The 14,174-nt window shown below is 40.0% G+C and carries 13 protein-coding genes; 12 read left to right on the forward strand and 1 reads right to left on the reverse strand.

Annotated features, from left to right (window positions below; genetic code table 11):
- The first annotated feature begins 59 nt into the window (after positions 1–59).
- From K8F54_RS10445 to K8F54_RS10500, 12 genes are all read left to right on the forward strand, one after another.
- Complete coding sequence (locus tag K8F54_RS10445; protein ID WP_290790561.1) at positions 60–1,301, forward strand: nitrous oxide reductase family maturation protein NosD; 1,242 nt, start codon at positions 60–62, stop codon at positions 1,299–1,301.
- Positions 1,294–2,004 carry an ABC transporter ATP-binding protein gene (locus K8F54_RS10450; protein ID WP_290790564.1) on the forward strand — a complete coding sequence of 237 codons (711 nt, stop codon included), beginning with the start codon at positions 1,294–1,296 and terminating at the stop codon, positions 2,002–2,004. Before K8F54_RS10445 ends, K8F54_RS10450 begins: the two co-directional genes overlap by 8 nt.
- Complete coding sequence (locus K8F54_RS10455) at positions 1,997–2,779, forward strand: ABC transporter permease (protein ID WP_290790567.1); 783 nt, start codon at positions 1,997–1,999, stop codon at positions 2,777–2,779. Before K8F54_RS10450 ends, K8F54_RS10455 begins: the two co-directional genes overlap by 8 nt.
- Before the next feature lie 63 nt (positions 2,780–2,842).
- Positions 2,843–4,135, forward strand: coding sequence for an acetyl-CoA hydrolase/transferase C-terminal domain-containing protein (locus K8F54_RS10460; RefSeq protein WP_290790571.1), 1,293 nt, complete (start codon positions 2,843–2,845; stop codon positions 4,133–4,135).
- A gap of 123 nt (positions 4,136–4,258) precedes the next feature.
- Positions 4,259–4,717 carry an anaerobic ribonucleoside-triphosphate reductase activating protein gene (gene nrdG, locus K8F54_RS10465; RefSeq protein WP_290790574.1) on the forward strand — a complete coding sequence of 153 codons (459 nt, stop codon included), beginning with the start codon at positions 4,259–4,261 and terminating at the stop codon, positions 4,715–4,717.
- Complete coding sequence (gene nrdD / locus K8F54_RS10470; protein WP_290790577.1) at positions 4,714–6,576, forward strand: anaerobic ribonucleoside-triphosphate reductase; 1,863 nt, start codon at positions 4,714–4,716, stop codon at positions 6,574–6,576. Before nrdG ends, nrdD begins: the two co-directional genes overlap by 4 nt.
- A 161-nt stretch (positions 6,577–6,737) precedes the next feature.
- A complete protein-coding gene (locus K8F54_RS10475; protein WP_290790580.1) occupies positions 6,738–7,187 on the forward strand; it encodes a cytochrome c in 450 nt (149 codons plus the stop codon).
- Between the two features lie 10 nt (positions 7,188–7,197).
- Entirely contained in the window at positions 7,198–8,538 is a 1,341-nt protein-coding gene (locus K8F54_RS10480; RefSeq protein ID WP_290790583.1) for a cbb3-type cytochrome c oxidase subunit I, read from the forward strand.
- A gap of 116 nt (positions 8,539–8,654) precedes the next feature.
- Positions 8,655–9,500 carry an AAA family ATPase gene (locus tag K8F54_RS10485; RefSeq protein WP_290790586.1) on the forward strand — a complete coding sequence of 282 codons (846 nt, stop codon included), beginning with the start codon at positions 8,655–8,657 and terminating at the stop codon, positions 9,498–9,500.
- Positions 9,501–9,510: 10 nt separating this feature from the next.
- A complete protein-coding gene (locus tag K8F54_RS10490; protein ID WP_290790589.1) occupies positions 9,511–11,280 on the forward strand; it encodes a VWA domain-containing protein in 1,770 nt (589 codons plus the stop codon).
- Between the two features lie 3 nt (positions 11,281–11,283).
- The gene (locus tag K8F54_RS10495) at positions 11,284–11,865 is read left to right on the forward strand and encodes a cytochrome c oxidase subunit 3 (RefSeq protein WP_290790592.1); all 582 of its coding nucleotides are present in this window, start codon (positions 11,284–11,286) and stop codon (positions 11,863–11,865) included.
- A 2-nt stretch (positions 11,866–11,867) separates the two neighbouring features.
- On the forward strand, positions 11,868–12,101 hold the full coding sequence (locus K8F54_RS10500; protein ID WP_290790594.1) for a cytochrome C oxidase subunit IV family protein: 234 nt from the start codon (positions 11,868–11,870) through the stop codon (positions 12,099–12,101).
- On the opposite strand, the gene K8F54_RS10505 is transcribed toward K8F54_RS10500, so the two are convergent.
- Positions 12,093–14,174: an acetate--CoA ligase family protein gene (locus tag K8F54_RS10505; protein ID WP_290790597.1), complete on the reverse strand. Its 2,082-nt coding sequence runs from the start codon at positions 14,172–14,174 to the stop codon at positions 12,093–12,095. The two genes, K8F54_RS10500 and K8F54_RS10505, sit on opposite strands and share 9 nt — an antisense overlap.

A 14,174-nucleotide genomic window follows, 5' to 3' on the forward strand; every position in this document is an offset into this window, starting at 1 on the left:
TCCAAGTTTTTAATTATAAGATAGTTTTATCTTTATAGCCAAATTGCAATTCAGTGATAATGATTAGCCGTTTACTTCTTTTTGTTTTCTTATGCCTGATTTCATTTTCAGTATATGGGAATACGCTTATCGTGTGCAACACTTGTTCGTACAAGACGATCAACGAAGCGTTGCAGCAGTCCAAAGCCTATGACACCATCCTGATAAAAAAAGGAACTTATAAGGAGTACAACCTAATTGTGGACAAACCACTGACTATTCTTGGTGAAGATTTTCCTGTAATCGATGGTCAATCGAAAGGTGAAATTATCAAGATCATTTCAGACTATGTTACCTTGGATGGCTTATTTATTATTAATGTTGGAACAAGTTACACCGAAGACTACGCAGCAGTTCGCGTAGTTAAAAGCAAGTATTTTACCATTCAGAATTTGGTATTGGAAAAGTTGTTCTTCGGAATTTACCTCGAAAAAGCGAGCGATGGAAAAGTATATCACAATAAGATCGTGGGCGATGCCGAAGAAGAATACAATTCGGGCAATGGAATTCAACTTTGGCACTGCAGGAACATCGAAATCGATCAAAATATAGTGACCCATGTTCGTGACGGAATCTATCTGGAATTCTCAGATTTCTGTACTATTACCAATAATATTAGTTCTCACAATATCCGGTACGGTCTTCATTTTATGTTTTCGAACGATGACCTATACGAAAACAACACCTTTCAGAATAATGGTGCCGGCGTTGCTGTCATGTTTTCAAAAAAGATTGAAATGTACAATAATACGTTTCGCGACAATTGGGGATCTGCCTCTTTTGGTATTTTACTGAAAGAAATCAACGATTCGAAAATAATAGGGAACTTGTTTGAAAGTAATACCATAGGAATCAACATTGAAGGCTCTAACAGGGTCGATTACAAGAACAACGATTTTATTAATAACGGATGGGCTATCAAGTCGAGAGGAGCGTGTTATGCCAATATTTTTACCAATAATAATTTTATGCATAACTCTTTCGATTTATCGTATAACAGCAAGCTTAATGATAATAAATTTGAGCATAATTATTGGAGCAACTATACGGGGTACGATTTAAATAAGGATGGGATAGGCGATGTCCCGTACCGACCTGTAAAATTGTTTTCCTATGTAGTGAATAGGACGCCCGAAGCTATTATTTTGCTCCGTAGTTTGTTTATAGATATTATCGATTTTTCAGAAAAAGTATCCCCGGTATTTACACCGGATAACCTCTTGGACAATGCGCCAAAAATGAAAAGAATTTCTCATGATTAGTGTACAAAATCTACATAAAAAATTTGGAAAGAACCTGGTGCTTCAAGGTGTTGATCTGGAAATTGAAGAAGGTGGCATCTTTGCCATTTTAGGACCCAATGGCTCTGGAAAAACTACCCTGATCAAATGTATATTAGGAATGGTAATTCCGAACAAAGGAACTATCGAAATTGAAGGGAAACGAATTAAACGAGATTGGAAATACCGACATAAGATCGACTACCTGCCCCAAATTGCAAACTTTCCCTCAAATCTTACCGTCGAAGAATTAATTAGAATGATCAAAGACCTTCGCGGTAAACAAACTGTGGATGATCAACGTCTTATCAAACTCTTCAAATTGGAACCCTTCCTAAAGAAGAAGCTTGGAAATCTTTCCGGCGGGACCAAACAAAAGGTAAATATCGTGCTCGCCTTTATGTTTGATAGTCCGCTTATCATTTTAGACGAGCCCACCTCCGGGTTGGATCCTATCTCTTTAATTAGACTAAAAAATCTTATTACCGAAGAAAAAGCAAAGGGTAAAACCATTCTAATTACATCCCATATTATGAGTTTTGTTGAACAGGTGACTAACGAAATTGTTTTTATACTTGAAGGAAAAATTTATTTTAAAGGAAGTATTTCTGAGTTGAAATCGAAAACAGCCCAACCCGATTTCGAACATGCCATTGCCTCTATTTTACAACAAAGTTATGATTAAGATATTAAAATATAGTTTTTACGATTTAATGCGAAGCCGTTGGAGTTACGTGTATTTTGCATTTTACCTCATGTTGGGAATTGTATTATTGTTCTTAAACAATGATCTTTCAAAAGCAGTGATTACCCTCATGAACGTCATCATTATTCTGGTACCCCTCATAGGGACAATTTTTGGTGTGATGTATTACTATAATTCGAAAGAATTCACCGAACTGCTATTAGCGCAACCCATCAAGCGCTCTTCCATCTTCCTGGGGCAATATTTGGGGGTGGCATTGTCGCTGTCCATGAGTTTGATCATTGGCCTTGGCCTGCCCTTTATTTTCTATGGAATTTTTAAATCATCGGCCATATGGGATTTCTCTTTGCTGCTTATTACCGGCACCTTTTTGACGCTCATATTTACGGCCCTTGCTTTTAATATTGCCCTTTATAACGAAAACAAAATCAAAGGTTTCGGATATGCCATACTACTCTGGCTGTTTCTGGCAGTTATTTACGATGGAATATTCTTGATGTCTTTAATCGCTTTTGAAGAATACCCACTTGATACATTTTCATTGGTGGGAACCATGTTAAACCCAATCGATCTCTCCAGAGTTTTAATATTGCTGAAGCTGGACATTTCGGCCTTACTGGGGTATACTGGGGCTGTTTTTCAAAAATTCTTCGGAACCAATTTCGGCCTAATTATCTCCTCGGCTATGTTGTTGCTGTGGGTGATTATTCCTGCCTTTTTTATTCAACGGAAAGCAAAACGAAAGGATTTTTAATCTATGATTTTTATCATTTGATTACTGCAGTCTTAGCCGAATCTTTGCTGAAAATTTATTGCTATGAGTTTAACCAATACAAGCGAACTAAAAATTGTTACTCCCGCCGAAGCGGTTTCGGTGGTGAAATCGAATGACCGAGTCTTTTTTCAAGGCGCGGCAATGACACCTAATTTATTGATAGATACGCTCTGTGCGCGGTACACGGAATTGGAAAACGTCGAGATTGTTCAAATTCATACACATGGCGATGCAAAATATACCCGAGCGCCCTATTGTGAGGCATTTAGATTGCAGAGTTGTTTTGTTGGTGATAATGTACGCAAAGGCGTAGATGAACGTAGAGGCGATTATATTCCTGTGTTCTTAAGTGAAATTCATTGGTTATTCAGAAGAAATATTCTTCCACTAGACGTGGCATTTATTCAGGTTTCACCCCCCGATAAGCACGGGTATTGTTCATTAGGTGTTTCCGTAGATATCACCTTACCGGCCATTCAGACGGCAAAAACAGTAGTGGCATTAATTAATCCCCGGGTGCCTCGAACACATGGTGATGGCATTATTCATATAAAAAATATCGATTTCGGAGTTGAGATTGATACGCCAATTCATGCGACTGCTTTAGGAGAACCCACTCACATCGAAGCTACCATTGGTAAGCATGTTGCAGGCCTCGTTGAAGATGGCGCTACCTTGCAAATGGGGATAGGAAATATCCCAAATGCTGTTTTGAGTAACCTAACAAATCACAAGCGATTAGGCATCCATACCGAAATGTTTAGTGATGGAATTTTACCCCTAATAGAACAGGGCGTGATCACCGGAGAGGAAAAGGAGATCAAAACCGGCAAGATTGTTACCTGTTTTGCCATGGGAACTCAGAAGTTGTACGATTTTATCGATGACAATCCTATCGTCCATTTTAAAGAAGCGGGATATACCAATGATACCGCCATTATTCGGCAAAACCCAAAAGTAACAGCTATCAATAGCGCCATCGAGATAGATCTAACCGGGCAAGTATGTGCCGATTCCATTGGTGCGTTTCAGTACTCCGGAGTGGGAGGGCAGATGGATTTTATTAGAGGGGCCTCACTTTCTGAAAATGGAAAACCAATTATTGCGATGCCATCGGTCACAACAAAGGGTATATCTAAGATCACCCCTTTCTTAAAACAGGGTGCCAGCGTTACAACGACCAGAGCACATGTGCACTATGTGGTTACTGAATATGGGGTGGTGAATTTATTCGGTAAGAGTTTGGAGCAACGCGCCAAAGCGCTTATATCGATTGCGCATCCTGATCATAGGGATGTTTTGTGCCAAGCTGCAATGCGAAGATTTAAGGTGTAAGCCACTCCAAATTCTGCATTAAAAAGCGGTCTGTTAATAACCTGTTTACAAACAAAACCGAAGCAAATAAAAATCACTTGATAAGTTCTATATTTTTATAAAAGACAAAAAGGTCTTTTATACGTGTATTATCAAAACTTTCAAGTAGTACTTCAAGAGGTTCCGGGAGAAATAAGTCTTTGTTTTTCTATTTCGGGCTGCTCTTTGCGTTGCGAAGGGTGTCATTCTTCATACTTATGGAAAGAAAAGCAGGGAACACGACTTACAGAAACCCATTTTCAGCAACTCATTAAAACTTATAAGAGTTTTGCGACCTGTGTTCTTTTTATGGGAGGAGAATGGCATACAAAGCACCTCGCACGCCTTTTACAACTCGCAAAAGAGGAGGGATATAAAACCTGTCTGTATACTGGAGAAGAAGAAGTTTCTCCTAAAATTATGAGTCGCTTGGATTGGATTAAAACAGGTAGGTGGGAAGCTAATTTAGGAGGACTGGACAGCAAAAAGACCAATCAGCGATTTACTGAAATACGCACCAATAGAAACCTCAATTATTTATTTACAAAAACCCAATATTTATGATACGACTTTCAGATGCACAACTAGCCAAAAAAATTGACTTTATTGATCACTATATTAATTCATCCAATGCTGCGGACGGTTCTAAAGTAGATGCCAATGCCAATGTTACTTCAAAGAACATCGCTACCATGGAGGCAGAACTAAACAAGGATATTAATATTCAGGTGAACAGAGCATTAATTGCAAGAAAGATCGCATCTCTTTTTGGTGAGCATACGGCCAAAGAATACATTCGACAGATCGAAGAGCACGAGATCTATGTGCACGACGAAACCTCTTTGAAGCCCTATTGTGTTTCTATAAGTATGTATCCGTTTCTTTTGGATGGACATACAAAAATGGGGGGCGAGAGTAGAGCTCCCAAACATTTGGAAAGCTTCTGTGGTGAGTTTGTCAATTTGGTGTTTGCAGTGAGTTCGCAGTTTGCAGGAGCCTTGGCTACTGTGGAATTTCTCCTGTATTTTGACCATTTTGCGCGCAAGGATTATGGAGATGCCTATCTCATCACTGACCAAAATATTATAGAAAATCATTTGCAGCATGTGGTCTATGCCATCAATCAGCCGGCTGCTGCTAGAGGCTACCAATCTGTTTTTTGGAATATTTCGCTATACGATGAGGCCTATTATAATAGTATGTTCGGTGAATTTGTTTTTCCGGATGGGGTATTGCCCAGTTGGGAGAGCGTTAAGAAGTTACAAGCTTTTTTTATGAAATGGTTCAATGAGGAACGTACCAAGGCTATACTAACATTTCCCGTGGTAACAGCCGCCATGTTGGTTAACGAAGGGAAACCTGTAGACACCGAATTCACCGAAATGTGCGCTCGAGAATTGAGTGAAGGCAATTCCTTTTTTATCTATCAATCGGAAAATGCCGATAGTTTGGCTTCCTGTTGTAGACTTCGAAACGAAATTAGTGATAATACCTTTAGTTATTCTTTAGGTGCAGGAGGTGTCGCCACCGGATCTATCAATGTGATTACCCTCAATATGAACCGCTTGGTGCAAAAAGGAGCCGATGTAGTACAAGAAGTGAGAAAAATACATCAATATCAGGTGGCCTATCGAAAATTAATTGAAGAATATGAAACTGCCGGTTTATTGCCGGTCTATGAGGCCGGATTTATATCTCTAAACAAACAATTCTTGACCATTGGAATCAACGGGATGGTTGAAGCGGCGGAAAGCTTAGGGATTGAAGTTAAAAACAACGACACTTATAAGAATTTCGTAAACAAATATTTAAAGGCAATTTATGATGAAAACAAAAAAGCGAAACAATCGTATGGGTATATGTTTAATACCGAATTTGTTCCGGCAGAAAATCTGGGAGTAAAAAATGCAAAGTGGGATCGCGAAGACGGCTTGTTTGTCCCTCGGGATTGTTATAATTCGTATTTCTATGTGGTGGAAGATGAGCAGACCAATTCCTTGGATAAAATTATCCTACACGGAAATGAAATTATCAAATATCTGGATGGAGGATCGGCCTTACATCTCAATCTGGAAGAAACACCCAATAAAGAAGGGTTTATAAAGCTTATTCATGCAACTGCGGCAGCCGGATGTAACTATTTTTGCTTTAATATTCGAATTACAATTTGTAATGACTGTAATCATATTGACAAGCGAACCCTATATCAATGTGGACATTGCGAATCGGTAAATGTTGATCACGCCACACGTGTGATCGGGTATTTAAAACGGGTTTCAAGTTTCAGTTCGGGGCGTCAAAACGAGCATCGATTACGCCACTACCACAAACAGAAATACAGCAACAATCTTGTGAATCGAAGAGCTGAAGTTTTATTGAAAGCGAATGAAAAAACAATTCAAAAAATACCAACTTCTAACTAATTGCTAGTCTCAGTTGAGACATATTATTTCTTATTTTTTCCCAAGAAGTTATAATTCGTTAACTCAAAATGACCATTGTCATATTTTGATATTTAATAAAATCTGAATATTTGTAATAAAGATAAAAAGGTCTTTTAATATTAATTAACCAATCTATTTCTATGTTATCAAAAAAACAGGCCCGAGCCTTCTTTCTCGGAGGAACATTAGTCACTTTTTTAGTGTTCATAGGACTGACCATCTTCTCATTTAGCAAGGGGCAAGATCAAACCAATTACGAGGGTATTACCGAACAAGTTGTTCGAGGAAAGCAAATTTGGGAAGCCAACAATTGTATGGGATGTCATACTATTTTAGGCGAAGGCGCATATTATGCACCCGAGTTGACCAAAGTAATGGAGCGCAGAGGAGAAGGATATGTTAAAGCAGTCCTTATGACACCAAACGCATGGGCTCCTAACGGCCGTAAAATGGTGGCCTATGGTTTCTCGGAAGAGGAAGCCATGGACGTAATTGCCTTTTTCGAATGGATAGGCGGTATCGATCTCAACGGTTTCGATCGAGTGGTATCACCGCTTGCAAAAGATGAAAAATCAATAGATAACAACTAAACTAACTACCATGAAATACAAATCACAAAAAGTAGCATATTGGTTTTTTGCCTTATCGATGCTATTGCTCATTTTACAACTTACTTATGGATTCATCATGGGTTTTGCCAGAATTGGCATGGATGGCTTACACGATTTTATCCCCTTTAATACGGCCAGAGCGGTCCATACTAATCTATTGGTCGTTTGGCTATTATCCGGGTTTATGGGGGCTGCCTATTACATTATCCCCGAAGAGGCGCAGCGTGAGCTGGTTAGTGTAAAATTAGCATATGTTCAGCTTATATCTCTAGCTTTGGTAGGTGTTGCTGCTATTGTTGGCTACCACTTCAATTGGTGGGAAGGGCGGAAATTTTTAGAAATCCCTAGACAACTGGATTACTTGGTAGTAGCTAATGTCTTGCTATTTCTGGGGCTCATATTAACCACCTTGTTTAAGGGAAAACGAAAAACAACGACCGCCCTGGTGCTTTCTATGGGCTTGCTTTTTGCGGCCTTGTTATATATACCGGGAATGCTGCCTTTCGATAGTCAGGTAACCGATTCATTCTTCCGCTGGTGGGTGGTGCACCTATGGGTTGAAGGCGTATGGGAATTGATTATGGGAGGTATTCTGGCCTTCCTGCTAATCAAACTCACGGGAGTCGATAGAGAAGTCATTGAAAAATGGTTGTATGTAATCGTTGGTCTTACCTTTCTTTCAGGAATTTTAGGAACGGGACACCACTATTATTACATAGGAGTCAATAAAATTTGGCTTGTTGTTGGAGGTATTTTCTCGGCTCTAGAGCCGCTAGCCTTCTTGGCGATGGCTCTGTTTGCTGTAAATATGTATCGAAAAGGAGAAAAGAAACACCCCAATAAAATTGCTTTGTTCTGGACATTGGGATCTGCAATCGTATCGTTTGTGGGAGCAGGATTATTGGGGTTTGCGCATACCTTACCACAAACCAACCTTTATACACACGGAACCTTGGTAACAGCTATGCATGGTCACCTTGCTTTTTGGGGGGCTTATGCCATGATTGTACTGGCTATTATAAGTTATTCATTACCTAATATGACCGGTAGAAAGCTTTACGACGGAGTTCGGGGTCGAATTGCCTTCTGGACCGCAAATATAGGAATGATAGGAATGACAGTAGCCTTTGGTGTAGCCGGCGTAGCGCAGGTATACCTAGAACGCAAGTTTAAAATGGACTTTATGGCTGTACAGGAAGAAATTAGCATTCATTTCGTGGTGCTTATTCTTTGTGCCTCATTGTTTACAATTGGAATTATTGCCTATATCATTGATTTTATAAAACACGGCCGTCCAAACGACGAGGCTTTAGAAAAGATTGAAACTTAAATTATGCTTGGCTAATTCAAAAAAAGGTCCGAAATAGGCATAGACTCATACCTGATAACTGACGTGATTCATTTCATTGAAGTGTGCTTATCCGGGCCTTTTAAAAGTAAAATTAAATGACACAGAATACAACTTCAGATATTGAAACAGTTCAAAATAAGAAGACTATGTACAATGCATCAAAAGATATTATTACACCCTTCTACAAGGCTATAGATCGTGAGATTGAAGTCTTTCAGCAATCCTTTGCAAATAAGCTGCCCGTACTATTGAAAGGCCCTACAGGGACCGGTAAAACAAGATTTGTTGAATTTATGGCACACGAACTCGATATGCCATTGATTACAATTTCATGCCATGAGGAAACTTCCTCCACAGATCTAATAGGTCGTTATATTATTAGGGGTGCCGAAACGGTTTGGATAGACGGACCATTAACACGGGCAGTAAAAGAAGGTGCAATTTTGTATTTAGATGAAATTGCCGAAGCACGTCCCGATGTGATTGTTGCTATCCATTCACTTACCGATCACAGAAAAGAATTATATATAGATAAATTAGGTGTTACTATTAAAGCCCATCCTAATTTTATGTTGGTGGCTTCTTTTAATCCGGGATACCAAAAAGGGTTTAAAGAACTAAAACCATCTACAAGGCAACGATTTGTAGCACTTTCTTTTGCCTATCCAAAACCTAAAGATGAAGCCGAAATTGTTTCTGCCGAAACAGAGATCTCGTTAGATATAGCCAAGAAATTGGTGAACATTGCCAATAAAATTAGAAACCTAACCGAGTTAGGTCTTACTGAAACCGTTTCAACTCGTTTGCTCGTTGACGCAGCCAAACTAATTCATACCGGTTTGCCCAAACGCCTGTCTGTTAAAGTTGCCATAGTAGAGCCGCTTACCGATGATGTCGAAATTACACAGGCGCTCACAGATCTATGTGATTTAATGATTTAAGCCCTGCTATATGTTTGAGCCCGATGAATTTCTGTTTTCTAAGGTTGCCAAATTCCTTAAAAATAAGCGAAAGAGTGCTAAAGAGGCCGAAAAGCACGCCATTCTCTTAGAACAAATAAAACCCAGACTTACATTACTGGCGCGGGCTGTAACCGGACATCCTATTGAGATATTTCCCGCCGAACGCGAAGGAGGCTATAAAAACAACAACTTTTTCTTGCCTATTCGCTTTGCGGAATTTGATAGTGCCGAAAAAAATACCCTGTTCTACCTGTTCAGGATATTGTACTTGGCGATTCAGAAAAACGAGCGATTTAATTTTGTTTCGGGTCAGGAATACACGCTCGAGGATGCCCGAGACAATGCTTTGGAAACTTCCGAAAAAGTGCTTCAGGAATTATTCGATCAATTTCCTGTGACCGAAACAGTGCATGACGATTTAATACAATTATTTCAGAAAAAAGCTTCGGGTAAAAACCCGCCAGACTATTCGTACATCTACGGAAAGTGGATGCAAAACGATCCGGAAGCGACCAAAAAGAAGGTGCTTCAGCAGATTTCAGAAAACGTAAAAACGGCCATTCAGGAAGAAATAAATACGATCTTGAAAGCGAATGCGGTAGAGGAGATTACCTCCTTAGAAATTGATAAAAAGGCGCAGGATGACTATGTGTTGACCCATAACTTCGAAAAGGTGGAAACTGCCGAAGAATGGGAAGGTGGCTGGCGCGATTTTGATGGAGACGATGAGTTGGACGATCATGCCAATGCCTTGGAGGATCTAAACATGAAACATACGGTGAGAGTAGACGATCCTACTCATTCTATTTATCAAGCAGATTTTATTGAGAATACCACCATATCGGAGAGTGCTGAGGTGCCTTCTGAAGAATTTTATTATTCCTACGACGAGTGGAATTATGTAAAGCGCAACTATAAACCGAATTTTTGTAAGGTGTATCCAAAAACCCAAACCGAAACAGACGGCGCCTATTATAAAAAAACGCTTCAGGAAAATGGGTCAACACTTATGGGACTTCGTAAAATGCTCACTTCTGTCAACAATAAATACCGTCAACAAAGACGTCAGACCGATGGAGAGGAGTTTGATCTCGATGCCATAACCGATCTGTTTGTCGATGTGCATACCGGGCATACCCCTTCAGAAAAAATATACCTTTCAAAGCGAAAAAAGGAAAAGGATCTTTCCATCCTTATGCTATTGGACAATAGTCTGTCCAGTGACGGCTATGCCGCTGGAAATAAAGTGATCGATGTGGAAAAGCAGGTGTCTATTATTTTTGGAGAGATTTTAAACGAATTCAATGTGGATTTCGCTATTGACTGTTTTTATTCAAAAACCCGAAATTACAGTACCTATTTAACATTGAAAGGCTTTGATGAAGATTGGAACAAAGCCAAGCATCGCATAGGAGCCATTCAGCCCAGTGGATACACGCGCATAGGGGCAGCCTTACGGCATTCGGGTGCTTTAATGGATCAACGCAATACCAAGAACAAATGGGTTATCCTGCTTTCGGATGGAAAACCAAACGATTACGACAAGTACGAAGGGAAATACGGAATCAACGATGTAAAACAGGCCTTACGCGAATTGAACCAACGCGGTATTAATTCGTATGCACTTGCAATTGAGGCACAGGCAAAGTATTATCTGCCACAAATGTTTGGACAAAATCATTATCAAATATTAACCACACCGGTAGAATTGTTACATGCCCTTGTAAAATTGTACGATAAAATTAAACACCAAAGCTAGGGAATGGAACAACTTAAAATAGATTATAAAAATATTTACTACCCACCTGGCGGTATCTTGCTGTGGATCATTATTTACCTCGAACTGCTCACCTTTGGAATCGCCTTGGTTTTTATGGCGATAAATGCTTCGGAAACGCCCCAAGAATTTCATGAATCCCGTTTGCTCCTCAATACAACTTTTGGCGCGGTAAATACGCTGTTTTTGTTGAGCAGTGGATGGTGTATGGCGCAATCGGTTCATTTTTTTAAACGGAAGAATTTTAATAGAAGTCGGTTCTTTTTAAAACTTACAGTATTGGGAGGAATCCTATTCCTTCTCTTAAAAGGCGTGGAATATTACGAAAAGATAACCGCCGGTTTAACCATGAGCTTCGATACTTTTTTTTCCTATTACTGGATGCTGACCCTTTTTCATGTGGTACATGTATTGGTTGGAATTGTGATTTTAGGGAGTATGGGTAGGGGTTTGCGAAAACGCCCTAACGAAGTAAAAACAGAAGATTTTGAAGCCGCAGCCACCTTTTGGCACCTATGTGACCTCATTTGGTTATTGCTATTTCCCATCATTTATCTACTTTTTTAACAATGGAAAAATCATTCAATTATACCTGGCTCGCGCTAATGGCACTTACCGTCTTGTCAACCTTATGTGCATATCTCGAATTGCGTTATACCACCTTACTTATTGTAGGACTTGCATTTCTGAAATTTATGGGAGTCGCATTCAATTTTATGGAATTAAAGAAGGCGCATCTCTTTTGGAAAATACTTGTACTTTTCTTTGTGGCGATCTTACTTGTTGTGATTGTACTAATTTGAAGTCGGGGCGTCCAAATCTTTTTCAATTTTAATCCGAACATCCACAGCCGTTATGGCTCGCTTCGTACCAATTAATGGATTGATGTCCATTTCGACAATCTCGGGCGCGATACGCACCAGAGCAGATAGCCGAAGGATGATATCAATAAGTTGTGACTCTTGAATGCCTTCTTTTCCACGTAGGCCTTGCAGTAATTTATACCCACGCAACGACTGGATCATGGTAGTTGCTTCTTTTCTAGAAATAGGGCTCAGGCCGGCGGCGACATCATTTAAAACTTCAATAAAGATCCCGCCTAAACCACAGAGTATGGTATGGTCAAATCCGGGTTCTTTTACAACACCCACAAACAATTCTAAGCCAACAAGCTGTGGTTGTGCCATGACGGCCACAGCATCTTCAATTTCCATCAATTGGTCAAATATTACAGCTGCCTCTTCGGAAGAGGTAATATTTAAATGGACCCCTTTGGCATCCGATTTGTGTATGGGTCCAACGACTTTCAACACCAATGGAAAGTCTATTTTTTTTATGGCCGAAAGGAATGCAGTTTTTGAGTTTTCTACTATTTCTAGCACTCTTGAGATCCCCGAAGCATCGATGAGTTGTCCGGTTGTTTCCGGGTCCAGATAACCATTTGAAGCGGTGTTGATGATGCTTCGGATCTGTAATGTATCTAAAAGAGGCGTTTTAATTTCTTCTGAAGCCGGTTCGGGGGTGTTGTATACCTGTGCTAGTGCTTTCCCCAGAACTACTTCGTCCGGGAAGTTAACATTCCCTTTCGCTAAAAATGTCTGTATTTCCTTTTGTGCGTTGATTACCGATGGTAATACCGGAAAAATTGGTTTGGTACAAATGTCGAGTTTTACACTCAATACGTTATATACGTTTTCTACATCGAACAGGCCAGGACTTCCAAAAACAACCACCATGGCGTCAATAAAATTGAATTTATGCTCACAGTAATCTATAATAATACTTAGTTGTTCGGCAGTACCTGTTGCCAGAAAGTCGATGGGATTTCCTACCGAAGAACCCGGATACAGAAACCCTTTAAGTGTTTGGGCTTCGGCCCCACTAATTTCCGGGACTTCTAGTCCTCCTTTTGAAAGTTCATCGGCCAACATAACAGCCGAGCCTCCTGCGTGAGTGATAATCGCGATGTTCTTACCCTTGAGGGGTTTGTAGTAAAAAATAGAGGCGACACTTAACAGTTGCTCCCTGCTGCTACAATATACTATACCCGCCTTATTAAACAGTGCACGGACGGTCATATCGCTGCTCGCCAAAGCGCCGGTGTGAGAAGTAGCAGCCCGACTACCCTCCTTTGTACTTCCTGCTTTAATCGCCGCAATCTTCGCTCCTTTATTAATTAAAGAGGAGGCGTGCTTAAGTAATTTTTTAGGATCCTTGATGGTTTCGAGATATAATAGTTTTACCCTAGGATCATTTGAAGGGTCAAAATGGATATCCATATATTCTAAAACATCCTCGGCACTGGTTTGAGACCCGTTTCCAATAGAAAATATATTGGCAAAGGTAACGCCCAACGCCATACCGGCCTCCATAATAAAAACAGCCGTCGCCCCCGATCCCGAGATAAGATCACAGCCTTTTTTATTGAAAACAGGAATGGGAGAGGTAAAGACCCCCTTATAGGTTTGTGTGATTACTCCGATACAATTTGGGCCAATCAAACAACCATTCACACTGTTTACCACTTCCGAAATTTGTTTCTCCAATTGTGAACCTTTGGCATCGGCTTCGCCAAAACCTGCGGAAATAATGATAAAGGCTTTGGTTTTTTTTTGTTTCGCAAGTATAGTAACCGCTTCTAAACAATAGTTTGAAGGAATTGCCAAAATCGCGAGATCGGTTTCGGGCAAAGCTTCGGTACTAGCATAACTTTTTACACCTTGGACGTTTTTCTCTTTTGGGTTTACCACTGTCAATCTGCCCTTGTAACCGCCATCGATAATATTTTTCAGCATTTTCCCTCCCGGTTTTCTAATATTGTTGGAAGCGCCAATAACCGCAATACTTTTTGGAGAAAGAAGTTGTTCGTTCAGCAT

Source organism: Altibacter sp., from assembly GCF_019913785.1.
In the GTDB taxonomy this organism is placed as follows: Bacteria; Bacteroidota; Bacteroidia; order Flavobacteriales; family Flavobacteriaceae; genus Altibacter.